22 protein-coding genes and 1 tRNA gene are annotated in these 24372 nt (G+C 69.4%); 8 read left to right on the forward strand and 15 right to left on the reverse strand.

Annotated features, from left to right (window positions below):
* Positions 1-17 precede the first annotated feature (17 nt).
* A complete protein-coding gene (locus tag test1122_RS11480; RefSeq protein WP_232269078.1) occupies positions 18-422 on the reverse strand; it encodes a TOBE domain-containing protein in 405 nt (134 codons plus the stop codon).
* A gap of 190 nt (positions 423-612) precedes the next feature.
* On the opposite strand from test1122_RS11480, the gene test1122_RS11485 reads away from it, so the two are divergent.
* Positions 613-1260 (forward strand): hypothetical protein, encoded by a 648-nt coding sequence (locus test1122_RS11485; RefSeq protein ID WP_232269079.1) that lies wholly within the window; start codon positions 613-615, stop codon positions 1258-1260.
* 220 nt (positions 1261-1480) lie between these two features.
* Here test1122_RS11485 and test1122_RS11490 read toward each other — a convergent pair whose 3' ends face one another.
* Both test1122_RS11490 and test1122_RS11495 read right to left on the reverse strand, forming a co-directional pair.
* Positions 1481-2587, reverse strand: coding sequence for a CapA family protein (locus test1122_RS11490; protein ID WP_232269080.1), 1107 nt, complete (start codon positions 2585-2587; stop codon positions 1481-1483).
* Between the two features lie 50 nt (positions 2588-2637).
* Entirely contained in the window at positions 2638-3855 is a 1218-nt protein-coding gene (locus tag test1122_RS11495) for a fibronectin type III domain-containing protein (RefSeq protein ID WP_232269081.1), read from the reverse strand.
* 265 nt (positions 3856-4120) lie between these two features.
* Between test1122_RS11495 and test1122_RS11500 the strand changes: the two genes are divergently transcribed.
* From test1122_RS11500 to test1122_RS11515, 4 genes are all read left to right on the forward strand, one after another.
* Complete coding sequence (locus tag test1122_RS11500) at positions 4121-4612, forward strand: hypothetical protein (RefSeq protein WP_232269082.1); 492 nt, start codon at positions 4121-4123, stop codon at positions 4610-4612.
* Positions 4613-4740: 128 nt separating this feature from the next.
* Positions 4741-5262 carry an ImmA/IrrE family metallo-endopeptidase gene (locus test1122_RS11505; RefSeq protein ID WP_232269083.1) on the forward strand — a complete coding sequence of 174 codons (522 nt, stop codon included), beginning with the start codon at positions 4741-4743 and terminating at the stop codon, positions 5260-5262.
* Positions 5255-6427, forward strand: a complete 1173-nt coding sequence (locus test1122_RS11510) for an MAB_1171c family putative transporter (RefSeq protein WP_232269084.1) — start codon at positions 5255-5257, stop codon at positions 6425-6427. The genes test1122_RS11505 and test1122_RS11510 overlap by 8 nt, the downstream gene beginning before the upstream one ends.
* Positions 6428-6432: 5 nt before the next feature.
* Positions 6433-7197, forward strand: a complete 765-nt coding sequence (locus test1122_RS11515) for an SDR family NAD(P)-dependent oxidoreductase (RefSeq protein ID WP_232269085.1) — start codon at positions 6433-6435, stop codon at positions 7195-7197.
* A 53-nt stretch (positions 7198-7250) separates the two neighbouring features.
* Here the strand turns inward: test1122_RS11515 and test1122_RS11520 are convergent, their stop codons facing one another.
* From test1122_RS11520 to test1122_RS11560, 9 genes are all read right to left on the reverse strand, one after another.
* The gene (locus tag test1122_RS11520; RefSeq protein WP_232269086.1) at positions 7251-8978 is read right to left on the reverse strand and encodes a cholesterol oxidase substrate-binding domain-containing protein; all 1728 of its coding nucleotides are present in this window, start codon (positions 8976-8978) and stop codon (positions 7251-7253) included.
* Positions 8979-9057: 79 nt separating this feature from the next.
* Positions 9058-10347 (reverse strand): MFS transporter, encoded by a 1290-nt coding sequence (locus test1122_RS11525; RefSeq protein ID WP_232269087.1) that lies wholly within the window; start codon positions 10345-10347, stop codon positions 9058-9060.
* Positions 10344-11165 carry a Rossmann-like domain-containing protein gene (locus tag test1122_RS11530; RefSeq protein WP_232269088.1) on the reverse strand — a complete coding sequence of 274 codons (822 nt, stop codon included), beginning with the start codon at positions 11163-11165 and terminating at the stop codon, positions 10344-10346. The genes test1122_RS11525 and test1122_RS11530 overlap by 4 nt, the downstream gene beginning before the upstream one ends.
* A 71-nt stretch (positions 11166-11236) precedes the next feature.
* A complete protein-coding gene (locus test1122_RS11535; RefSeq protein ID WP_232269089.1) occupies positions 11237-12313 on the reverse strand; it encodes a pyridoxal-phosphate dependent enzyme in 1077 nt (358 codons plus the stop codon).
* A 13-nt stretch (positions 12314-12326) separates the two neighbouring features.
* Positions 12327-13022, reverse strand: a complete 696-nt coding sequence (locus tag test1122_RS11540) for a methyltransferase (protein ID WP_232269090.1) — start codon at positions 13020-13022, stop codon at positions 12327-12329.
* 125 nt (positions 13023-13147) lie between these two features.
* Positions 13148-14755 (reverse strand): ABC transporter ATP-binding protein, encoded by a 1608-nt coding sequence (locus test1122_RS11545; RefSeq protein ID WP_232269091.1) that lies wholly within the window; start codon positions 14753-14755, stop codon positions 13148-13150.
* On the reverse strand, positions 14752-15573 hold the full coding sequence (locus test1122_RS11550; RefSeq protein ID WP_232269092.1) for an ABC transporter permease: 822 nt from the start codon (positions 15571-15573) through the stop codon (positions 14752-14754). The genes test1122_RS11545 and test1122_RS11550 overlap by 4 nt, the downstream gene beginning before the upstream one ends.
* Complete coding sequence (locus test1122_RS11555; protein ID WP_232269093.1) at positions 15570-16517, reverse strand: ABC transporter permease; 948 nt, start codon at positions 16515-16517, stop codon at positions 15570-15572. Before test1122_RS11555 ends, test1122_RS11550 begins: the two co-directional genes overlap by 4 nt.
* 2 nt (positions 16518-16519) lie before the next feature.
* On the reverse strand, positions 16520-18073 hold the full coding sequence (locus test1122_RS11560) for an ABC transporter substrate-binding protein (protein ID WP_232269094.1): 1554 nt from the start codon (positions 18071-18073) through the stop codon (positions 16520-16522).
* Positions 18074-18328: 255 nt separating this feature from the next.
* Here test1122_RS11560 and test1122_RS11565 point away from each other — a divergent pair, with 255 nt between their 5' ends.
* Together test1122_RS11565 and test1122_RS11570 are read left to right on the forward strand one after the other, a co-directional pair.
* Entirely contained in the window at positions 18329-18739 is a 411-nt protein-coding gene (locus test1122_RS11565) for a hypothetical protein (RefSeq protein ID WP_232269095.1), read from the forward strand.
* A 56-nt stretch (positions 18740-18795) separates the two neighbouring features.
* Entirely contained in the window at positions 18796-19356 is a 561-nt protein-coding gene (locus test1122_RS11570; protein WP_232269096.1) for an EF-hand domain-containing protein, read from the forward strand.
* Positions 19357-19652: 296 nt separating this feature from the next.
* Here the strand turns inward: test1122_RS11570 and test1122_RS11575 are convergent.
* Positions 19653-19726: transfer RNA gene (locus test1122_RS11575), tRNA-Thr, on the reverse strand.
* 189 nt (positions 19727-19915) lie between these two features.
* On the opposite strand from test1122_RS11575, the gene test1122_RS11580 reads away from it, so the two are divergent.
* Positions 19916-21388 (forward strand): MFS transporter, encoded by a 1473-nt coding sequence (locus test1122_RS11580; RefSeq protein ID WP_277879899.1) that lies wholly within the window; start codon positions 19916-19918, stop codon positions 21386-21388.
* Between the two features lie 3 nt (positions 21389-21391).
* Here test1122_RS11580 and test1122_RS11585 read toward each other — a convergent pair whose 3' ends face one another.
* Complete coding sequence (locus test1122_RS11585; RefSeq protein ID WP_232269097.1) at positions 21392-22975, reverse strand: alpha/beta hydrolase; 1584 nt, start codon at positions 22973-22975, stop codon at positions 21392-21394.
* Positions 22976-23046: 71 nt separating this feature from the next.
* Positions 23047-24255, reverse strand: coding sequence for a DNA polymerase III subunit delta' (locus test1122_RS11590; protein ID WP_232269098.1), 1209 nt, complete (start codon positions 24253-24255; stop codon positions 23047-23049).
* Positions 24256-24372: the final 117 nt, after the last annotated feature.

A 24372-nucleotide genomic window follows, 5' to 3' on the forward strand; every position in this document is an offset into this window, starting at 1 on the left:
GGTGATGACACTCCAGATCAGCTGCGGTCGATGTGCACATTGGTGGACTTCACCCGGGCGGTGGCCCGCATGCCGACCTCCAGTCCCAGCTCCTCGACGGCCTCCCTGGTCAGCAGGGAAACCAGCCGGTGCGGGCCGGCCTGGATCTCCACCTGGGCCGCGACATCACCGAGCTTCACGGCGGTGATGATGCCGGGGAAGGCGTTGCGGGCCGAGGTGTAGGGGGCGTCCTCCTCCCCCGTACCGTCGGCACCGCTCTGCGCGAGCTCGACCGAGAAGGCGGCCAGATCCCGGCCGTCGATAAGCCGCCGACCGGCCTCATCACGGTGAGTCGCCACCCGTCCAGCGTCCGCCCAGCGCCGCGCGGTATCAGGGCTGACACCGAGCAGCCGCGCCGCCTGACCAATCGTGTAGGACTGCATGTGCGCCAAGATAAGCCAGGTCTGCTGGCAGCTGCAGCCTACAGACCACATCTCTGTAGCAAATGCCACCCTCATTGGAGAAAGCCCCAAGGCCTTCCAGGGTGAGCACCGCGCCCGGGCGGCCCGCGGCACTCCGGCGCGGTAGGAAGATTTACTGGACTCTTAGGTAAGACCCGTAGGGTGGCGCCTTATGGTTACCAAGCGCAACAAGGACACCGAGATGGCCGACAGCAAGCCCGAGGGCAACCAGGAGGAAGCCACAGACCCGGAGCAGTCCCGGGAACCCTCCCCGGAGAAGCCCACAGACACCGACACCGAAAAAGACACTGAAGCCGGCGCCGGAACAGACGCCGCCTCCGGCACCTCCGAGGACAGCGACAGCCTCGACGACTCCGATGAGGGGCACGACGACTTCTCGGACCTCCCCGCCGACACCGGCTCCGCCGGCGGCTTCGCGGCGGGTGCCGCCGCCGTCGTCAGCGCCGCGCTCGGGCTGAGCTCCCTCGTCGGTACCTCCCTCAGCGACATGCTGCGCTCCCGCAGGGAGATCATCGGCCAGATCGAGACCGGCGGCGGCGGTGGTGGCGACCAGATCGAGGCCTTCTACGGCGCCCCCTGGCACACCGCGGCTCTCGTCAACAGCGTCTTCGCCCTGATCGCCCTCGCCATCGGCGGTGTGCTGCTGGCCGTGCTCACCGGGCGGGCCGACACCCGGCCCTGGGTGAAGTCCGTCGCCCTGGGCGGCGTCATTCTCGGCGTGCTCGGCCTGCTCGTCGCGGCTGGCATGTACTTCGACCTCTTCGCGGCCGCACCCACCCTGCCCGGAGCGCCCTCCTGAGGCGCCTGGGGGTGTCTGGTGGATCTCCGTGGAGGAAGGAGCGGCGTCTGGTGCGTGCGATCGCAAGGCGGAGGAGGAAGCCAACCTGGTTGGTTGGCGACCGACGACAACGCGGCGAGCGTGCGTGCCAGGCGTCGCGACGCCGCGGAGACCCACCAGACACCCCCTGCCGCAGGCATCGCGGCGTGGCAGCGTGGTGCCTGCGGCAGCTTCCGCACGCTCACCGCAGAGTGAGCGTGCCGTCCGGCTGGCGGCCGACGCGTGCGCCGAAGCCGCGGCTGAACCGGTCGAGAGTCGCCCGTAGCCATTCGGAATCCTTACCCGAGGCGTGCTCCAGCCGCATCCGCCGAGCCCGCATCGGCACCATCCGCATACCGGCCAGCTTGCCGGTCTCCGGCTCCACCGAGACCAAGTACAGCAGCCGCAGGTCATCCCGGTACTCCTCATAGCCGCTGATGCCCTCGTAGTCGTCAATGAAGTCACCGCAGCCGTAGAGAACGAGCCTGTCCCGGTACACCTCAAGAGGACGCGGATGGTGTGAGGAGTGCCCGTGCACCACATCGACGCCGCCGTCGATCAGCGCATGCGCGAAATGGACCTGCTCATCTGAGACTCCATAGCCCCAGTTGGACCCCCAGTGAATGGAAGCGACCACAACATCGCCCGGCTGCTTCGTCTGCCGGACGCGGTCAGCGATCCCGGCCGCCGCGGCGTCCGACAGCTCGGGTACGAAGTCAACACCGGCCCGCTCCTCACCCGCGGCCCAGCTCCGCGGAATACCGCTGGACGGCATCCCGAACGAGAAGACCAGCACCCGCCCCCCGCCCGTAACAGGGACAGTCGCGGGCCGACGCGCCCCGCTGAGGTCCCGCCCCGCCCCCGCCACCCGTAGCCCCGCACCTGCCAGGGCATCCAGCGTGTCCTCCAGCCCCTGATGGCCGAAGTCCAGCACGTGATTGTTCGCCAGCACACAAGCGTCGGGCCGGACTGCCGCCAAGCCGGGGAGGTTGGCCGGGTTCATCCGATAGTGCACAGCCTTCCCCGCCGCGAACTCGCCCCGCCGTGTCGCGCTCGTCTCCAGATTCACCACCCGGGCATCGGGCGCGACCTCATCGAGTACCGAGAGGGCATCTCCCCACGGCCAGGAAAAGTCGACGGGCCGGGGAATCGCCCCGTTCACCGCCTCCGCCAACCCGACGTAGCTGCGGGCATCCGAGACATACGTTTCCCGCAACACCGGGTCACCAGGGTGCGGAAGGATCTGGTCCACGCCGCGGCCGAGCATCACGTCGCCGCAGAGAAACAACGTCACCGGGTCGGCAGGCATTGCTCCACGTTAAGCGCTCGCACACCCACTAGCCGGGAGGCCGGGCTCGGCTACTGATCGGGCTGGTCGGGCGGCGGCTGAGGCGGGTCGGGCTGATCCGGCTGCGGCTGGTCCGGCGGCTGGGGCGGGTCGGGCTGCGGCGGCTGGGGCTGATCCGGCTGGTCCGGCGGCTGCGGCTGGTCCGGCGGCTGCGGCTGGTCGGGCTGAACCGGCGCCTGGGTCTGCTCGGATTCCGTGACCACGTCCACCTTGTTGGACGCCGCGGAGGCGTTGCCCGAGGCGTCGACCGCCCTCACCGTAAAGGTGTATTCGCTCCCGGCCTCAAGGCCGGAGACGCGTGCTCCTTTGCTGTCCGGGAGGACTTCCTGGACCGGCTTACGCTCGCCCTTCTGGAAGACCTGGTAACCGGCGACCTTGACGTCGCCTTTGGACGGCTTCCAGGTCAGCTCGACGGTATTGGGCCCGGTGGCCCGGCCACGGAACTTCAGCGGCGGACTCGGGATGACCTTGTCCTTGTTGTTCTTCGCGCTCTTGCTGTTGATCGGGCGCTCGATCCAGGTCTCCTTGACCACGTCAAAAAGCCGGATCTTCGTGAGCGGCCGGGATGCCGGGGTGACCACGATGGCCCGTTTCGGGTGGTAGCCGCGCCAGGCGGTGCCCTGGTGACGCGCGGTGCGCTTCAGCGCCGTCGGTGAGGTCAGCGGGTTGCCGCAGGCACAGCGGACCCGGGGCACACCCTCGTTGTCGACCAGGACCGCGGTGCCGGCCTGAAGCACCGAAGGAAAGTCTGTGGCGCGGCCATCCGCGAAGCCATGGCTGGTGACCCGGATGTCCTTGCGCAGGACGACCGAGGTCAGTGAGCGCAGATAGTCAGGGAGGAGGGACGTGCCGACCCCGGCCACTTTGGCGAAGGCACGCTCCCTGTCCTGGTCCTTGGTGAGGAAGCGGATCTGCTGTTCGACATCACAACTGTCGACACCCCGCGAACCGCCGTACAGGGTGTCGCTCGAGCCCTTGACGGACCGGTGACTGGCGGGCTTGGCGGGCGGCCGCCGTGTGGGCGTCGGTGAGTTGGCCGGGGACGGCAAGGCATCGGCGGGTGGCTTGGCGGCCGTCGACTGGGTGAAGGGGTCCGGCCCGGTATCCGCGACTGACTGCAGGAGGAGATCCCCGGCGGTGTCCGCTGCCGCAGGCTGCTCATCCTCACCGCCGCCGCAGGCAGCCGCGGAGACCACGACTGCGAGGGCCACCACAGTGGCGCTGGCCATCCGCACGGTGCTACGCGCCGCAGATCGACGAGACACGGGACCGCCTCCGGTGATCAGTTCGGTATCGTCCATCCCAATTGTCAGCTTCGTCGCCGCAGATTCCGCAAACCAAGAGCGTCCATCAGTGGCCCCCAGCCACTACGCCACCACCGTGGCCGAGACCATGCTTGTCAACTATTGCGGACGCGGATATCCATGTGCACATGAGTTCTGTTCGCATAAGCGGGCAGCCAGGCCAGCGGCGACCCAGACATGAAGGACGGCCATGAGCAGCGAATCAGCAGGCGACGCCGCTGGCCCTCCAGTGCTGGGGAAGTTCGACCAGCGACTCAACGAGCTGATTCAGGCCATGTACCCCGATGAGCGAAAGAGACCCGGGTACGCCCGGCTGGCCAAGGAGATCAGCGATACCACCGGCGGCGCTATCTCCGGGACATATCTGTGGGAGCTGGCCACTGGAAAGAAACGGAACGTAACACTGGAGCAACTCGACGTTCTGGCACGCTTTTTCGGAGTCCCGCCGGAGTACTTCCTCAACGAGGAAGCCTCGGAACGGGTCAGAGCCCATCTGGCGCTGGCCACCGCGCTGCGTGATGCCAAGGTCCGCAATCTGGCACTGCGCGCCGAGGGGCTGTCGCAGGCGAGTCTCGACGCCCTGCTGACGATGGTGAATGAAGCCCGCAAGGTCCAGAACCTGCCCAAGTTGGATTCGCGCGAGGCAGAGAACGAGGCAGAGAACACGGATGTGGACAGCTGACGTCACGTGCGATTTCTGTCCGTGGGAGTGAGGGCTTGCACGCCCAGACCGCAGAGGTGGGGACCGCCATGCCACGTTGTACGAGCGCCTATCGACGCTGCCCGAGGAAGGGCCCCAGGGAAGACCATATGCCGTACCGATATCTCAGACTGCGTCAGCGCTGCCAGTCCGTAGTCGATCAGATCAGCCTCCCCCAGCCGTTCTCCGTCGACGCTCTCTGCCGGCACATCGCCGGCCAGCGCGGGAGACCGCTCTATCTCCATCCCCTTCCGCCGGAGGCCTCGTCGGCCGGTACCTGCGGTCTGTGGCTTGCCACTGCCACCGACGACCACATCTTCTACGAGCGGCACACATCCCGACTGCACCAAGAGCACATCGTGTTGCACGAGCTCGGCCACATGCTCTTCAACCACTATGCGGTGGAGGAGGGGGATGCCGACGGTGTGGGACGCCTGCTGTCCAGCTTGGACCAGCAAGCGGTGAAACATCTCCTCGGCCGCACCAACTACACCACCCGCCAGGAGCAGGAAGCGGAGATGCTCGCCAGCCTGATACGGACGACCGCCGACCAGCCGGTCCAGGAACAGCCACGCGGTGTCACCGGCAAGCTCGGATCGGCCATGGGCATAGGGACATTGGACGATGAGTGAGCTGAGCGACTTCGGGCGGGCGCTCGAGTATCCCGGAATCCTCTGCCTCTGGATCGCGGTACTCGTGCGGCTGCCCTCGGCCGTCCGCTCCCCGCAGCAACGCGGGTTGTGGCTGGCCGTGGCCACCGCGGCCGCCGCTATGACGCTGCATCTTCCAGCCACCACCGATCTCATCGCCCGGCTCTCCGGGCCGGTCCATCTCACCGCACTGACCAGGAACATGTCCGGGGCGCTGTCAGCCGTCGCCGTGCTCTACTTCGTCGCGTCCTCCACCAGTGGCCGACGGCTCAGAACCGCTGTGTGCGTCGCCGGGAGCGTCGCGTTAGGAGCCCTGCTCCTGCTGGATGCGACAGCACCGCCGCACCGGGAGCACGAGATCCCCGCGACCGGTGATCCGGTCCCCTCCCTCGCGTACTGGCTGACCTTGATGGGCGCCCATCTTGTCGCCAACACCGTCTGTGTCTTCATCTGCTGGCGATACGGCCGACGGGCGCAGAACCGCTCCCTCGGTCTCAGCCTGTACCTGTTTGGACTCGGTACCGCCCTCGCTGGACTGTTCTGGCTGGTCTACCTGCTGCGGATCACCTTCGGCACCGGCTGGGCCATGCCGTTGATGCCGCTGTTCATGAACCTGCACGCGCTGCTCAGGGCAGCAGCCATCCTCGTACCGACCTTCCTCACCCTCAGCCGGGCGACCGCCGATATCGTGACCGCGTGGCGCCTGTGGCCGCTGTGGCGTGATCTGGTGGACGCCGTGCCGCATGTGGCCCTGACGAAGCCCCGCAGGAGGACGCTTGAGTTCCTGTGGCCACCCGTCCCCCGCAAGCTGCTGATCTACCGCAAGGTCATCGAGACCCGGGACGCCATCCTGGTCCTCAACGACTACGTCCCGCCCGGCACCCACGCTCTCGCGCGCGATCATGTGACCGAGGCCGGGGTCCCCCACTCCAATATCGACGCGGCCGTACTCGCGTGCATGATGAGAGCGGCCCGGAGCGCCAAGCTCGCCGGTCGTCCCCAGCAGCCGCCCGCCACCGGCTCATTCAGCCTCGACAGCGGCGGCCTCGCGGGCGAGAAGGCGTTTCTCCTCGACATGGCGCGAGCCTATGCGTCCGCCCCCGCAGCAGCCTTCACCATCACCCCAACCGCATCCGAAAGCAAGTGAGTTCGATGACCACCGTTCTGATCACCGGAGCCACCGCTGGCATCGGCGCGGCCTTCGCCCGCCGGTTCGCGGCCAAGGGCAGCGACCTCGTGCTGGTCGCCCGGGACAAGGACCGCCTGGACCGCACAGCTGCCGACCTGCGGACGCGGTTCGGTATCACCGCCGACGTCCTGGCGGCCGATCTCCTCGACCCGGCGCAGTGCCGTACGGTCGAGGAGCGCCTGGCCATGCCCGACCGCCCCATCGACGTCCTCGTGAACAACGCCGGCTTCGGGCTCCCGGCGCCGTTTCCGCACAGCCCGGTCGACGACGAGGAGCGGATGCTCGACCTTCTGGTCCGCGTCCCGCTCCGCCTCACCCACGCGGCCGTCCCCGGCATGACCAGCCGACGGCGGGGTGCCATCATCAACGTCTCCTCCGTGGCCGGTCTGCTGCCCACCGGAACATACGGCGCCGCCAAGGCCTGGATCACCAGCTTCAGCGAGTCCCTCCGCGTCGACCTCGCACCGCACGGCGTACGCGTCCTGGCCACCTGCCCGGGCTTCACCCGTACCGAGTTCCAGAAGCGAGCGAAGATGGACGTCAGTTCCCTGCCGTCCTGGGCCTGGCTGGACGCGGACCGAGTGGTGAGCCAGACGCTGAAGGACCTGCGCAACAACAGGCCCCTGAGCATCACCGGCTGGCAGTACAAGGCGTACGCCCTGGCAGCACGGCATCTGCCGCGCACAGTGGCCGCCAGGATGGCCCGGTCCCGCAAGCCTCCGGAGTAGGGCACGCCCGCAACACACCAGCCGTGCCGCGTGTGGCGTGTGGTACCGAAGGGCTATGGGAACAGCGTGTTCAGGAAGGGGCTACTGAAGACCCCTGCGGGGTCATGCCGGTTCAACACGGCGGCGGCCGAGCGCAACCAGTCGTTCCAGTCGTCGGGCCAGACGCTGGCGAGTTGACGGCTGTCCGACCAGGCTCCGTTCGCGCCGTATGCCCATCCCTTGGACCACTCGGGACGGACCGCCGACCACCCGCTGAAGTGCTGGATCATCCACTGCTCAAGAGAGCGAAGGAACGCGTCGGCCCCGGGCGTACCGGGAAACGCCATCGCGTTGAACCACACCACGGTGTCCCAGGCGGGCCGGCCGGGCCGGGGACGGGCAGCCGAGAGCAGGGGCACACCGGCACCCGCGTGGTCCGCCGCCGTGACCCGGATACCGACCGGTCCATTGACCGGGTACACGCCCCGTGCCCGGTCCGCTGCGAGGCGCTGTGCGAACCGCGAGTAGAAATCGTGCACCACCCGCTGGACATCGCTGCGCGCGCACAGCACCGCCCAGCCCCCGACCGCGTACCGCAGCGTGTTGGGCCGCAGGTAGAGCAGTGTGTTCTTCGACCAGCCCCACAGGTCCCAGGTGACCGTCGCGGTCAGGCCCAGCCGGATCGCCCCCTCCACGGCAGTGGTGAACAGGGGAGTGGTCGCGGCGGCTCCATGAAGAATCTCCCGCGCGAGATCCGAGACCGGTTCGGGCAGGTTGTCGTAGAAGGAGTACGGATACGGGGCGTCAATCCGGCGCGACGCGGCGGGCCGCACCGGCTCCTGGGTCCACACTTTCAGCCAGGGCCACCGGGTGTACGGCAGCCACTGGACCTCGATCCGGCCGGCACGCGCCACATCCTGTTCCAGCGTGTGGCCCCCGCTGCCGGGCGGACCGAGCAGTTCCTCTACGGGTACGTCGAGGGAACTGCGGCAGCGCAGCCGGATGTTGACCGGAACCCGCAGGGTCGCCTCGGTGATGAAGGCACGGCCGAGGTGGACCAGCAGCGCCGCGGTGTCCGGGTTCTCGCGCGAAAAGGTCCTCAGTGTGTGGCGTCCGGCCGCGTCGTCCCAGACCACGGCGGTGAGCGAGTCCACGAGATCGCTCATGGTGCCGAAGCCGGTGCCCGCCGGAACGGCCCGACCGGGCAGCGGCACACCGGTGCCGTGTGCGCCGATGGCCAGAGCGCCGCCGAGGGTCAGGTCACCGATCTGAGGAACACCCGTCAGACCGTACCCCCCGGCCTCCAGGGCGCCGTGCAGCACGTCCATGGTCGTACCGGCCTCAGCGGTGAGCATCGCGGGGTCGCCCCCGCGCAGCCGGAAGCCGGTCAGATACGCCGTCGTGTCCACCAGGACAACGCGACCGATGTCCTCACCGTTGCGCACGATGAGCGGTGACCAGCCATGGCCCATGCCCTTGGCGCGCAGCCGCCAACGGTGGTTACGGGCCCAGTCGGCCAGAGTGACAACGTCGCCCGCGGAGGCGGGGAGCGCGGTCCACACCGCGTCGAGGGCGATCTCCCCCGACCAGTTGCGAAACGCCTGCCGTACCAGGCGGATCCCTGCCGGGAACCCCGCAGGGGCCGCAAGGCCCGCGGCATGCGCCTCCAGCCGGAAAGCCGGCGTCCAGCCGACAGCTGCCCCGGCGGCAACCGCGGCAGCGGCGAGCACCCGGCGTCGGCCCAAGTGCTCCGGACTTTCCCGCTTTTCACCCATCGACCGGCCCTTTCTGCTGATGACCACATCAACGAGTGACCCGGGCACGGATTACGGCCATATGGCGTCCATATGACGGCCATACGGCCGTGACCAGCTGGCCTGTTCAGGATGAGCGGGCCACCGCCCAGGCGAAGCCCAGCGCGGTGAGGGTGAGCCCGCCCAGGGCCAGGGCCGTGCCCGGGTAGCCGGCCAGGCTCAGGCCCAGGCCGCCGAGGGCCGCGCCGACGAAGACGCCCAGGCTCATCCCGGCCGCGTTGAGGCTCAGCGCGGTGCCGCGCAGAGTGCCGCAGCGGCGGACGAGGAGCGTAGTGACGCAGGCGGCGACCGTCGCGTGGCCGACACCGATCAGCGCGGTCAGTGGCAGGGCGAGCAACAGGGAGTGGGTGAAGTAGAGGGCGACGAGCGCGCCCAGCGCCACTACCAGGGCCAGGAGCATAAGACGTTCGGTGGTGATCCTCGGCCGGTCGGAGCTCAGCACACGTCCGGTGAGGAAGTTGCTGACGAAGAACGCCGTGCCGCTCAGGGTCCACACGAGCGCGAAGGGACCGGGTTCAAGGGTGAAGCGCTCGTGGTAGAAGGCCGCCAGGTAGGCGAGATAACCCATGAAGGCGGCCGTGCGCAGGAGCGCGACGAAGAGGAGCGGGATCACCCCGGGGAGAGCGGCCAGTGCCCGGAAGGAGGCAAAGTAGCCGAGTTTCTCCTGCTGGCTCGGCTCGCTCGGCTCGCTCTGCCGGCTCTGCTGGTTTCCGGCGGCTGGGGTCTCTTCGCTGCGGGTGCGGCCCTTGGCGAAGAAGAGCGCCGCCAGGAGGCAGGAGACGACGGCGACGGCCCACATGTTTCCCTGCCAGCCCCACAGCACGGCTGGCAGGGCCACCGCGGGTGCCGCCATCAGCGCGGTGAACGACTGGGTCGCGGTGACGAGGGTCGCCGCCCGGCCGGCCGCGGCACCGTTGCCGAAGCGATCCGCGGCCGCTGCGGTGAGCGCCGGGTTCAGTACGGCCGTACCGGCCCCGACAAGCAGGCAGAAGGCGGCGATCAGCAGGAACTCTCCGGTGGCGCCCAGGGCCGCGGAACCAGCCAGCACGGCGAGGCCTCCGGCGGCCGCCCAGTCCTTGCGTACCCGGTCGATCAGCGGGGCCAGTGCCGTTCCCACGGCGAGGGCGGCCAGGCCACCCAGACCGCGCAGTTGACCCATGGCGGCGTTGCTGCTGTCCGCCGATTCGGCGATCGGCACCAGGAAGGTGCTGTAGATGGTGAAGGGCAGCAGCCCGACCGCCGAGGCCAGCAGCAGCGGCCACAGGGTCCGGGTCATCCGCAGATCGCCGGGTATGGGTTCGGCGGCCTCTTCCCTGGCCTCAGCGGTGTGGTTGGCGTGCTTCGTTTCGCTGCTCATGCGGGGGCTCCCCGGTACCGGTAGAGGACGGTCGCGTCGGCGCTGAACTGGGAGAAGGGAAAGGGCTCCGCGGACAGAGCGGTGACACCGGCGCCCAGGAAGGCGCGGGCCACGGCGCTGCCGGTCTGGGCGTACACCACCAGCGGGATGTCCCGGGTGCGGCAGTGGTCCAGGATCGCGTCGAAGCTGCCGTTGCTGAGTGTCATGCCGGTGGCGACCACGGCGTCGGCCGCTGCCAGGACCTCGGCCATATCGTCGGTGACCGGGTCTCCCCATTGCGTGCTGCGGAGGTTGAAGTCGCAGGGCAGGCAGGTGCCGCCGCGTTCCCGGATCGCGGCGACCAGGGGGTTGACGACGCCGATGAGGGCGACCTTGGCACCGGGTGCGATGTCCAGCAGCCCAGCGACGGCGGCGTCCCTGGCCTGCGCCCTGGTTTCGGGGGTGCCGGTGGGCAGGGTGACGGGTTCGGCTTCGGGTGCGTCGCGGTGCGGGTGGACCCGGGCGAGATAGGCGTCGAGGGCGGCGATGCGGACCGGGGGAACGCTGTGCCGTATGAGGGTGTCGAGGGTGTGCCCCGAGGCGTTCGCGCAGAAGTCGGGGTCGAGTTCGCCGGCCTCGAAGGAACAGGCGCCAAAGGCGTCCCCGGTGCGGGTCAGCAGATAGTGGTTGCGGTAGGTGACCTGGCTGCCGGCCAGCCGGGTGGTGTGGTGGAGCCAGAACGCGCTGGTGACGGTCAGTTTTTGGGGCGGCGTCCCGTAGGCACCGGCGAGCACGGCGTCGCTGAGCTCGGTCACGGTCTGCGGTTGTGGGTGGGCCATGTCGGCGTCTTTCTTCTGGTGTTGTTCTGGGTTGTGCGGGGTCAGGGCGAGTCAGCTGCCGAAGAGCCGTGTCATGCGGTTTCGGTCAGCAGGGCTGGTTCCCGACGCTCGTCCGCGTCGTTCGGTGCGCTGTCCAGGACGCTGTCCGGGGGCGGCCAGGACAGTGCGGACCAGGGGTGCCTGAGCTCTTCGCGGGTGGTGGCCTCGTACGGGCGCATCGATCCGAGGCCGTGCGCCCGGGGGTGGCTGGCGTAGGCGTTGTCGACATAGCGGTGGCCGGTGTCGGCGGCGATGAAGACATACGTCCTGGACGCGTCCCGCTTGGTCTCCCTCTCCCGCTCCCTCTCCCAGAGCGTGGCCAGATAGGCCGCTCCGGCCGAGAGACCGGCGAATATGCCGCTCGCTCGCAGGAGTTCGACCGCACCGGACATGGCGTAGTCGAAGTTCACCCAGTGGATACGGTCGTACAGCTCGTGGCGGACGTTCTCAAACGGTATGGAGCTGCCGATACCAGCGATGATCATGTCCGGATCGGAGATGTGCTCGGCGCCGAAGGTGACGCTGCCGAACGGCTGGACGCCGATGAGCGTCACATCCCGTCCGGCCTCGCGCAGATACGTGGCGATGGAGCCGGTCGATGCGCCGGTGCCGACGCCCCCCACCAGGGCCAGCGGGCCCTGCGGCACCTCTTTCTCGATCAGGTCGGCGACGTCGCGGTAGCCGAGATAGTGGATGGCATCGTGGTACTGGCGCATCCAGTGGTAGTCAGGGTTGTCCCGCAGCAGCTCGCCAATGCGCTCCACCCGGAGGTTCTGGTCAAGTCGCAGGTTCTTGGAGGGGCGGACCTGTTCGAGGGTGGCGCCGAGTATCTCCAGCTGGACACGGAGCGTCCGGTCCACGGTCGTCGAGCCGATGATGTGGCAGTTCATTCCGTAGCGGTGGCACGCCAGCGCCAGCGCGTGGGCGTAGATGCCGCTGGAGCTGTCGACGAGTGTGTCGCCGGGCTTGACCTGCCCGGTCTCCAGGAGATGCCGTACCGCGCCCAGCGCCGAGTAGATCTTCATCGTCTCGAAGCGCAGGCAGACCGCTCCCGGCGGGACGGTGACCACGTCCGGCTCCTTGATGGCCTCCGCGATGTGCTCATGCATGGTGTCTGTCCCCTCAGCTGTCGGCGCGGAGCTTGAAGAAGTACGCCTGGCGGTTGTCGTCCTCCCGGGCTTGGCGGTGCAGCACCTCGGGCGTGAACCCCGCGTCCATGGCGTAGCCGGTGATCTCCTTCAGCTGGGCGGTATTGGACATGACCAGGTAGACCTCACCGCCGGGCGCGAGCAGCTTCCGGTCGGTGAGCTGGTCGAAGAAGCGCGTCACGATGTCGGTGCCGACGCAGACGTTGCGGATCACCGTCGGGTCGTCGCTGGTCTTCACGCTGACCGCGGGCGGGTTGAAGGTGATGACGTCCAGCCGGACGGAGCCGGGGAACTCCTCGAAGAGGTTGGAGACCAGCGGGTGGAAGAGGGTCTCCGGGCGCTCGCCGACGATCCGTTCGTAGTGCCCGGCCGCGGTGGCGACGCTGTCGGGGTGGATGTCCGCCGCGTAGATCTCACGGGCTTCCCTGGTTCCGGCGATGACGGCCTCGACTCCGGCGCCGGCGCCTATCGCCGCGTACGAGCGTCCGGCCAGCTCAATGGTGCCGTCCAGCAGCCGGTCGTGGACGATGCGGCTGCTGGCGTCCGGGCGGAAGACGCCGGGCGGCAGCTCGAAGGTCCAGCCGTTGTAGGCGTAGGTGCGGTGCGTGTGGATGTCGGTGGTATGGCTGTTGAGGGCGAGGACCTCCGCCAGCGGGAGGGTGCCGGGCAAGCTGGCGAGCAGCTCCCGGGCGCCGGTATGGGATTCGGATCGGGCTTCGGATCGGGCTTCAGTTCGGGCTTCGGGCTCGGGCAAGGTTCCTCCGTTGATCTGCGGTGGGCGGGGGTCTCCCGGCGTCAGGTGCCGGGGGCGGATACGGCGGCCCGGTCGGGGGCCGAGGGGGCCGGTTGGGCCGATGGGGTGACCAACGGGCCCATGGCACACACGAGTTGCCGGGTGATGTCGGCTTGCGGGTGGTGCAGCACCTGCCCTGCCGCGCCGCTTTCCACGACGTGGCCGCCGTCGATGACGACAATGTGCTGGGCGAGGGCCGCCAGAAGCTCCAGATCGTGGCTGACCCAGAGCAGCGCGGTGCCATGTTCGGCGCGGAGCCGGGAGAGTTCGGCGAGGACGGCGTCCCTGGCCTCGGGGTCCAGGGCAGTGGTGATCTCGTCGCAGATCAGCACATCGGGGGCGGCCAGAAGGGCGCGGGCCAGGGCGGCCCGCTGGAGTTCGCCGCCGGACAGCCCGCCGGGGCGGCGCTGGGCGGCGCCGGGGGCCAGGCCGAGCCGGGTGAGCAGCGCCAGGGCTTCCTCCCGCGCCTCGCCCGGGCTCTGCCCGTGCAGCCGAATACGGGTACGGGCAACCTGTTCGGCGACAGGGCGGCGTTCGTCGAAGGAGCCGCGCACCTCCTGCCAGACGTACTGCACCCGCCGTTTCTGCTCCCGGGTACGGCGGCGCAGTACGGGCAGCGCGGCGCCGTCCAGCAGCACCTGGCCGCGGTAACGCTCGTGGAGTCCGGCGATACACCGGGCGAGGGTCGTCTTGCCGCCGCCGGAGAGCCCGGCCACGCCCACGCAGCCGCCGGCGGGCAGCGCCAGGTCCACGGCATGCAGCACCGGGTCACGGCGCCGGGTGCGCACATAGGCCGTAAGTCCCCTGACCCGCAGCACCGGTGGTACCGGCGGCACCGGTGGCTGCGCGGCGTCGGCGGGGGCGGGGGCGGGGGGCGGTCCGGGCGCCACGGTGCGGGTCAGCGGGCGGCGGTCGGGCAGCGCGTGTCCGGTCACGCGTCCGCCGCCGAGCACCACCACGTGGTCGGCCAGCGTACGTACCAGGTCGTGGTCGTGGCTGAGCAGCAGGATCCCCAGGCCCGTCCGGGCCAGCTCAGCCAGCTCTCCGGCCAGCCGCATCCGGGTGACCGTATCGAGGCCGGTGCTCGGCTCGTCCAGGATGAGTACGCGGGGGCGGCAGACCAGGGTCTGGGCGAGCGCGACGCGCTGGCGCTGGCCACCGGAGAACTGGTGCGGGAAGCGGCGCTCGGTGTCCCGGCCCGGCGGCAGCTGGGCGGACCGCAGCGCCTCGGTGACGGCGGCCTGCCCGGCGGCACCGTGGTGCAGCCGGGCGAGCTCGGCCAGCACGCTGCCGGTCCGGCGGGCAGGGTTGAGGGTGCTGCCGGGGTGCTGCGGCATATACGCGACCACCCGCCCGCGTACCCCGGGGGCCTGCTCCGTGGTCCCGTCACCGTCCACGACCGCTACGCCGTCGACGGCCACCCGCCCGCCCAGCCGTACGCCGGGTCCGGCCTCCCCCAGGAGCGCCAGGGCGGCCGTGGTCTTGCCGCTGCCCGAGGGACCGACCAGCGCGGTGACCCGACCCGCGTGGACCTCGAAGTCCACCCCGTCGAGCAGCACGGCGTCGCCGGTGCGCGCGGTGAGCCCGCGCACCGTGATGACGGGGTTCATCGGACCTCCCGCGTACGGCGGTTGTGGGCCAGCAGCCGGTCGGCGAGCAGGTTGAGCCCCACGGTGAACATGACGAGCATCGCGGCGGGTGCCAGCACCGCCCATGGCTGGAGCAGCAGCGCCTCCCGGCTCCGGGAAATGCTCACCGCCCAGTCCGGTGCGGTCGGATCCAGGCCCAGGCCGAGGAAGTTGGCGGAGCCGACCAGGAAGACGGCGAAGGTGATCCGGGTGCCGATGTCGGCGGCGACCGGGGAGAGCGCCGAGCGCGCGACCCAGTCGAGTTGGATACGCGCCCGGGACTCGCCCTGCACCCGCAGCGCCTCGGCCACCGGGCTGCTGGCCGCCTCCAGCGCCGCAGCGCGCACCAGCCGGGCCACGGGCGGTACGTTGACGACCCCGACGGCCAGCGTGATCGCGACCGGGGAGCCGCGCCACCCCACCGCCACCACGCTGATGACCAGCAGCGTGGGCAGCGGCAGCAGCACGTCCAGGGGGCGGATCAGCAGTTCGTCGGCCCAGCGGCGCCGGGTGGAGGCCGCCGCCAGGCCTACGATGCCGCCCACCAGACAGGCGACCGCCACCGCGCCGATCGCCATGCCCAGCGCACTGCGGCCGCCGAGCAGCAGCAGGGCGAGCACATCGCGGCCCAAGCCGTCCGTGCCGAGCGGGTGTTCCGCGCCTCCGGCCGCATAGGGCGCTCCCGCCCCGGGGGCCGCCGGTTCCGCGAACAGCGGGCCGAACAGCGCCATGCCGACCGGCAGCACCAGCAGCAGCCCACCCATGGACACCACCGGCAGAGGTATTCGCGAGCGCCTCACCGAAGGGCCTCCGTCCTCGGTACCAGGCGGTGGCACACCAGGTCCGCCGCCAGGCTGAACAGCAGCGCCGCGACCGCCAGTACGAGCGTCAGACCCTGCACGGTGGGCACGTCCCTGGCCTCAACGGCGCGCACCAGTGCCGTGGCGACGCCGGGAATGGCGAAGACGGCCTCCACGATCAGCACGCCGCCGATGAGGTTGTCGCCGACCCGGGCGAGTTCCTGGATGCCCGGGACCGCCGCGTTGGGCAGCACATGGCGCAGCAGCACCGTCCGGCGCGGCACGCCAAGGCGCCGCGCCTGGGTGACGTAACCGGTCTCCAGCACCGTCACCATGCCCGCCCGTATCTGCCGGGAGAGCAGGCAGACCATCCGCGCGGCGACCACCGTGACCGGCAGCACCAGCAGGGCAGGCTGCCCGAGCAGGTCGCCGCCGCCCACACCGACCCACGTCGCGGGCAGCCAGCCCAGCCGCAGCGACAGGCCCGCGATGAGCAGCAGGGCCAGTACGAAGTCGGGGATGGCGTTCAGGGCGAGGGTGACCGAGGTGACGGCCCGGTCCAGGCGGCCGCCCTCGTGCAGGCCGGACGCGATGCCCAGCAGCATCGCGAGCGGGACCACCACCGCGATGGTGACGGCGGCGAGCACCAGGGTGGCCCCGGCCGACTCGGCCAGCACCCCCGCCACCGGGCCGCCGCTGACCAGTGAGGTGCCGAGATCACCGGTGAGCACGCCGCCCGCCCACTGGGCGAAGCGTTCCAGCGCGGGACGGTCCAGCTGGAGCTGCTCCCGCAGGGCGGCGACCTGCTCTTCGGTGGCGTCACCGTCGTAGCGCACCGCGGCGGCGTCACCGGGCAGCAGTGAGGTGAGGGCGAACACCAGCACCGCGAGCAGCGCCAGCTGGACCACGCCCAGCGCGAGGCGCTGCAGGACGTACCCACGCACGGTCAGGCCAGCCACACCTGGTCGAAGCGGGCCGAACCCAGCGTGTTGGGCGGCGCGGGCTTCATCCCGCGCACCCGGGCGGAGGCGGCGTTCAGCCAGTCCGCGTGACCCCACATCAGCAGGCCGCCCTCCTCGTGGATGGTGCGCTGCAGGCCGGAGTAGAGCTTGGCGCGTTCGTCCTTGCCGGTGGTGGACTGCGCCTTGGCGAAGGTGGTGTCGAAGTCGTCCCTGCGCCAGCCGGAGGCGTTGAAGGGGGAGTCGGACAGCAGCCGGTCGTTGATGTAGTTGGGAATCGTCATCGCGCCGGAGCGGTGGCTGCCCATGACGCCCTTGGTGAGCTGGTCGGCGTAGTACGTCTCGGCGGAGCCGGTGGTCACCTTCACCCGCAGCCCGGCGTCGGCGGCCTGCTCCGCGAAGAGGGTCGCCGCCTCGACGAACCCGGCGGCGACATCCGAGGTGTAGAACGACAGTGTCTTGTTCAGTGCCCCCGCCTTGCGCAGCAGCGAGCGGGCCTCATCCACATCGCGCTCACGCTGTGGGATGTCCTCGGGGTAGTACTGGTAGCCCTTGCCGAACATGTCGTTGCCGACCGCCCCGCGGCCCGCCAGCACCACATCGACCAGCTTCCGGCGGTCGGCGAGCAGCTTGAAGGCGAGCGTCACCTTCGGGTCGTCAAAGGGCTCCTGATCGCACTTCATCACGATGGCGTGCGCGGCTCCGCCCTCGGCGGCGAGGATACGAACCCCCTGGTCGGCTTCCGCGCTACGGGCGAACGTCGGGGTCATCTCGTAGGCGAACTCCGCCTCGCCGCCCCGCAGGGCGTTGCCCCGGGCATCGGTGTCGGCGGGCAGAATCCGCAACTCATCCACGTACGCGCCGCCGTCCCAGTGGTCGTCGAAGCGCTCGGCGACGAAGGACCGGCCGGCCGCGAAGGACTTCAGCCGGAAGGCGCCGGTGCCGACCGGCTTGGCCGGGTCGTCATAGCGGGAGCTGACGATGGCGGTACCCAGGGTGCCCAGCAGTGCGGGGAACTCGGCGCTGGGCTCGCTGAGCGCTATCTCGACGGTCCGCTTGCCGGTCTTCCGGCAGTTCTTGAGGTCGATGGCGGACAGCAGTCCCTGGGCGAAGTGGTTGCTGGCCTTGGGGTCGAGAATGCGGCCGAGGCTGAAGAGCACATCCTCTGGGCTGAGCTTCTTACCGTCGTGGAAGAGCGCGTCCCGCAGCGTGAACCGCCACACGGTGGCCTCGCTGTTGGACTCCCACTTCCGCGCCAGCCGCGGCACCGGCGCCATATCAGGGCCCAGTTCAACGAGCCGGTCGAACATGGCCTTGGTCCGCGCCATGTCGATGGCCAGGCTCTCCGCGTGCGGGTCGATGGTCTCCGCCTTCCCCCCACCAGCGAACACTGCCCGGAACCGCCCGCCCCGCTGCGGCGACGCCTTGGCATCCGCGCCACCGCCGCCGCTGCCACCACAGCCGGTGAGGACCAGGGCCCCGGCTGCTCCGGCGGCACCCGCCAGACCTATGAACTCTCTGCGGCTACGGGCGTTCGGCATGTCGCTCCCCACACATCAGTTGGCACAGCCGGACGACCGGCGCGGTGTGAAGCCTGCCAGTAAATGAAAATGATTGTCAATATGGATGCGTCATCGGCTAGAAAAATGAAACCCGCAGGTCAGAACTAGACCTACGGGTTCCGGTCGCAACCGCCGCAGGGAAACGACCCAACCTAGTCATGACAAAAGCCCCAGTGATCGTGACGCCCGTGACGCCCGTCGGCGAGCATCTCCACCCGGATCTGGTTCTTCGCGGTGCCGTCTCAGGCAGGGCCGCTCTGGTTGCGCTGGGTGGTACCGGGCTCTCCCGTCTCCCGCCTCCACTGCACGAGAAGTCCGGACGACGCCCTCGACTGCGATGGCATCACCCTCTACGCCTACCGCGGGCACTGGGCCATCGGCGCCCAACTCACCCCCGACGGCGACGTGCTGGGCAAGATCGGTACCGCACCAGAGCCCAACCCCGAGGCCGCCATGGAGGCCGTTCAGCTGTGGATCAAGAACTACTGCGACCGGAACGGCCTGACGCTCCTCAGCGCTGAGAACCTCAACCGCCACCCCCGTCCGAGCTGGCCCCCCTACTCTGTCCTGGCCCGCTTCACGATCGCTCGCAAGCGCGCTGAGACCACCCAGGTGGCCACCTTCCGGGGCGTGTTCACCCGTTAGGGGCATGCGGGGAAGCCTGGTGGATGGCCTTGGGGGTAGTGGACAGGATCGGGGGCATGTCTGAGTTTCTGAATGACAAGCTGTCCCGGCGCTTTCGGACCTGGGACCGTGACGGCAACGGGTACCTGGAGCGGAGCGACTTCGTGCAGGGCGCGGATCGGCTGGGGGATGCCTTCAACCGGCCCGCGGACTCCCCGCAGCGGCAGCAGATGCGGGAGATGTGCCAGCGGCTGTGGGAGGGTCTAAGGAAGTTCGCGGATGCCGACGGGGACGGCCGCGTCTCCGAGGCCGAATACCGGCGAGCGTTCACCGAGCTGATCGTTAAGCAGCCCGGCGCGTTCGACGCGGCATACGCGCCGTTCGTGAGCACCTTGATGGCCATGGCAGACCACGACGGCGACGGCAGGCTGGACCGGGACGAATACCGCAGTTGGTTCGTGACTGCCTTCGGCATCACCGAGCACGACGCCGATACGGCCTTCGACAAGGTCGATGCCGATGGCGACGGGCACGTTACCGAGGAAGAGATGGTGGCCGCTATCCGCGACTACTACTTCAGCAACGACCCCGACGCTTCCGGCAACTGGCTGCTCGGACCACCCGCGCCACAGAAGTAACCCCCGGCTCTCCGTAGCCGGCACGGCGAGCGGCCGCGCCGCACAGCCACCTCGGGGGACCACGGGGACGCTGCCCGCTTTCCACGCCGTCGGCGCGCCCGGCTCTCGGGCCGGTCGTCGAGCTCATCCGGTGTCGAGGGGACTGACGCGACTCCGGCGCCGTGTCCCCAGGCTGTCCCCACCGGGGGACTCCGCTCACGCAATGGCCCTTCCATGATCGCCATGGAAGGGCCGTTCTTGCTCCAAAAACAGAGAAAGTGCAGGTCACCGGGAGTGTCCTGCACTTTCTCCGAGAGAGCCGCCTAGGGGAGTCGAACCCCTGACCTACGCATTACGAGTGCGTCGCTCTGGCCGACTGAGCTAAGGCGGCAGGCTGCGTGCGTGCCAGCTTGGCAGGCGCAGCGCCGATAAGTCTACACAGTTCCGAGGGGTGCTCCGCACGGGTTGCGGGGGGTGGTGGGGGCGGGATGATGTTGGGGGAATGTGGCTTTTGGGGTTGGTGCGGTGAAGGGATGGGTGGCCCGTGGGTCGGACGTCTTCCCGCTGGGCGACGCTTGCTGTGCTGTGTGCCAGCCTGCTGCTGGTGGCCATGGACGCCACCATTCTCAATATCGCGCTGCCGTCACTGATTGATGATCTTCAGCCGAGTGGGCGGGCCCAGCTGTGGATCATCGATATTTATGGGCTGGTGCTGGGCGGGCTGCTGGTGACCGCCGGGGCGCTGAGTGATCGGTGGGGGCGGAAGCTGCTCTTTTTGGTGGGCTTTGTACTGTTCGGGGTGGCTTCTGTGGTGGCGGCTACTGCGGGGAGTTCTGAGCAACTGATCGCTGGGCGGGTGCTGCTTGGGGTTGGCGGGGCCATGGTGATGCCGTCGACGCTGTCGCTGATCCGCCATACGTTCACCGATGCCCGGGAGCGGGCGATGGCCATTGGGATCTGGGCGGCGGTGGCCGGGGCTGGGGCGTCGGTGGGGCCGTTGATCGGTGGGTTCCTGGTGGAGCGCTATGGGTGGTCAGCGGCGTTCTGGGTGAATGTGCCGGTCGTGGTGGTGACGGTTGTCTGTGGGGTTGTGTTGTTGCGGGAGTCCAGGGATCCGCATCCGGCGGGGATCGACTGGGCTGGGGCGGTGCTGTCGGTGGTGGGCATTGTCTGTCTGGCGTGGGGGATCAAGCGGGTCGCCAAGGGGAGTCTGGGACTGGATGATCTGGCGGTGCTCGCGCTTGGGGGGCTGCTGATCGGGGTGTTTGTGCGGCGGCAGCTACGGCTGGAGGATCCGCTGCTGGATGTGCGGCTGTTCGCCAATCGCGCCTTCAGCGCCGCCGCGCTGGTCATCTTTATGGCGATGCTGGCGATCGGCGCCGCGCTCTATCTGGTGGCACTGTGGCTGCAGTATGTACACGGGTACACGCCGTTTGAGGCAGGGCTGCGGACCGTGCCCGCGGCGCTTGCGGGGCTGGTCGGGGCGCTGGCCGCGCCGCGGCTGATGCGCCGGTTCGAGGTGCGGGGGCTGGTGGCGACTGGGCTTGGGGTGATGGGGGCGGGCTTCGCGCTGCTGGCGCTGGCGCCGACGCCCACGCCGTATGCCGTTATCGCGGTGATGCTGGGGTGCCTTGGCTTCGGGGATGGGCTGGCGATCACCTCGGCTACGTCGGTGCTGGTCTCGGCTGTGCCCGCGCACCGGGGCGGGCAGGCGGGGGCGGTTTCGGAGTCGAGTTATGAGATGGGGGTTGGTTTTGGGGTGGCGCTGCTCGGGACCATCCATGCGGCGGTCTTCACCAGGAGGATGATCGGTACTGATCTCCCATTGGAAGGAAGGGAGTTGGGGATCGCGCGGGGGTCTGTTGGGGGCGCGGAGCATATCGGGCGGCAGGTGGGTGGGGAGCGGGGGCGGGTTGTGGTTGATGCTGCGGAGCGTGCGTTTGAAGGGGCGCTCGCTACTACCGCTTATGTGTCGGTCGGGATTGTTTTTGCGGTAACGGTGCTGACGGCGTGGTTGGTGCCTCGGGGGTTCAAGGCAACCGCGGGGCACTGAGGGTTACTTGCAGCGTTTGCTGGCCTTGGGGGTCTTGCCCTCGAGGAGGTAGGTGTTCACCGCGGAGTCGACGCAGGGGCCGCCACGCATATACGCGGTGTGACCGTCGCCCTCGTAGGTGAGCAGGGTGGCCGAGTCGAGTTGGTCGGCAAGGGCCTCGGACCAGATGTAGGGGGTGGCCGGGTCACGGGTGGTGCCGATGACGAGGATCGGGTCGGCGCCCTTGGCCTCGATCCGGTTGGGCTCGCCCGTGGGCTTCGTCTCCCAGCCCGCGCAGTTCAGTGCGGCCCAGGCAAAGTTGCGGCCGAAGATCGGGGAGACCTTCTCGAAGGACGGCACAGCCTTTTTGACCTCGGCCGGGCTGGTGAAGGCGGCGGGCTGGTCAAGGCAGTTGATCGCGGTGTTGGCGTACATGATGTTGCCGTAGGAGCCGTCCGCGTCGCGCTGGTTGTACTCGTCGGCCATCGACAGGAGGGCGGCGCCATCGCCCTTCTTGGCGTCGGTGAGTGCGTCGCGCAGCATCCCCCAGAGGCTCTCGTTGTACATCGCCTGGAAAACCCCGGTGGCGGCGAGGGACTCGCCGAGCTTGCGCTTCTCGCCGGTCTCCAGCGGCTCCTTGTCGACTTGATGGAAGAAAGCGGTGAGTCGCTTCCCCGCGTCCTGCGCGCTCTTGGTGCCCAGCGGGCACTTGGAGCGTTTCACGCAGTCCTCAGCGAAGGCGGTGAAGGCGGTGTGGAAGCCCGCGGTCTGGTCCCGGTTGAGCTGTTCCGCCGGCAGCGACGGGTCCATGGCGCCGTCCAGAACGAGCCGTCCGGAGCGGGAGGGGAAGAGCCCGGCATAGGTCGCGCCGAGGAAAGTACCGTAGGAGAAACCGGCGTACGTCAGCTTCTTGTCGCCCAGCACCTCGCGCAGGACGTCCATATCGCGGGCGGCCTCGATCGTCGAGACATGGCCGAGGAGCTTGTCCGCCTGCTTCTTGCAGCCCTCGGCGAACTTCTCGTAGGCGGAGGTGAGCTCGTCGATCTCGCCCTGGTCGTCGGGGGTGAGGTCGACCTGGGTGTGCTGGTCCATCTGGTCGCCGGTGAGGCATTCGATGGGTTCGCTGCGGGCGACACCGCGCGGGTCCATGCCGACGATGTCGTACCGGTCGCGCACCTCGGCCGGGAAGCCGATACCGGCCGCCATCTGGACATAGTCGACCGCCGAGCCGCCGGGACCGCCCGGATTGACCATCAGCGAGCCCAGTGACTCGCCGGAGCCGTCCGCCTTCTTGCGGGTGACGGCAAGCTTCAGGTCCTCGGCCGGGTCGGGCTTTTCATAGTCCAGTGGCGCCCTGAGCGTGGCGCACTGGAAGCCGGGGGCACCGCAGTCGCGCCAGCTCAGCTTCTGCTCGTAGTACGGCTTGAGACTGTCCGGGATCTGCTCCGGAAGCGGCTGAAGCACCTTGGACACGCCTGACTCACGCTTCCCCGTGGCCGGGGGTGAGGATCCCGATCCAGCCGGGCTTCCCGACGTACACCCCGAGATGAGCAGCGCGGCCGCCGCGAGGATCGTGCCGGAGGTGCGGAGCACCCGCTTCGTTTCCATCGATGTGGCCCCATTGCTTGTCAGTGCCCGTGGGTGTGTCGTATCCAGAGCGTATTCCGGAGCGTATACGGTCAGCCCGCACGCAGTGCTACGGTCATCGCTTCTACCGCGAGCAGCGGGGCTACATTGCGGTCCAGGGCCTGGCGGCACTCCAGGATCGCCTCCATCCGGCGCAGGGTCTGCTCAGGGCGGCTCTGGGCCGCAATCCGCTCGACGGCGTCCCGCTCCACGCCGCCCCCGGTACCCGCCGAGGTGCCCAACTGGCGGGCCAGCACATCACGGTAGAAGGCGGTCAGCTCGGTGAGCGCCAGGTCCAGCGAGTCGCGCTGGGTGCGGGTGGCGCGGCGCTTCTGCTTGTCCTCCAGCTCCTTCATCACCCCCGCCGTGCCACGCGGCATCCGCTTGCCCTCGGTGCCGCCGAGGGCGGTGCGCAGCTCGTCGGTCTCCTTGCCGTCCAGCTCCCCGGCGACCTGCTTGGCGTCCTCGGTGGCGGTGTCGATCAGCTCCTGTGCGGCCTTGAGGCAGCCGCCGACGCTGTCGACACGGAGGGGCAGCTTGAGAACGGCGGCCCGGCGGGCGCGGGCGCGCTCATCGGTGGCCAGGCGCCGGGCCCGCCCGATATGTCCCTGGGTGGCCCGGGCGGCGGTCATCGCCAGCTCGGGCTCGACCCCGTCACGCCGCACCAGTACGTCGGCCACCGCGCCGACGGGGGGCGTACGGAGGGCGAGGTGACGGCAGCGGGAGCGGATCGTCGGCAGTACGTCCTCGGTGGACGGCGCGCACAGCAGCCAAACCGTACGGGGGGCGGGCTCCTCGATGGCCTTCAGCAGGACGTTCCCGGCGCCCTCGGTGAGCCGGTCGGCGTCCTCCAGCACGATCACCTGCCAGCGTCCGCCGGCCGGGGAGAGCTGGGCCCGGCGCACCAGCTCACGCGTCTCCTTGACGCCGATGGTGAGCAGGTCCGTACGGATGACCTCGACATCGGCGTGGGTGCCCACCAGGGCCGTATGGCAGCCGTCGCAGAACCCGCAGCCGGGGGCACCGCCCAGCCGCCGGTCGGGGCTGACGCACTGCAACGCGGCGGCGAAGGCGCGGGCGGCCGTGGCGCGGCCGGAGCCGGGCGGGCCGGTGAACAGCCAGGCGTGGGTCATCGCTGAGCCGGAGGTCTCCGGCCGCCGGCCGGACCCGGCGGCGCTGACATACGCGTCCGCGTCCCGCGCGGCGGCGGTGAGCTGCGCCGCCGCGCGGTCCTGCCCGACCAGGTCGTCCCACACCGCCATGGCTTCCCTCCCGCTGCTGGTCCGCTCGCGTGTGCCGCTCGTACGTGCTGTGCGTATCTGGGCTGTGCGTATCTGGGCTGTGGGGGTCCATTGTCCGCTATACGACTGACACCGCGG

The sequence above is a fragment of the Streptomyces gobiensis genome (genome assembly GCF_021216675.1).
Lineage (GTDB): Bacteria > Actinomycetota > Actinomycetes > Streptomycetales > Streptomycetaceae > Streptomyces > Streptomyces gobiensis.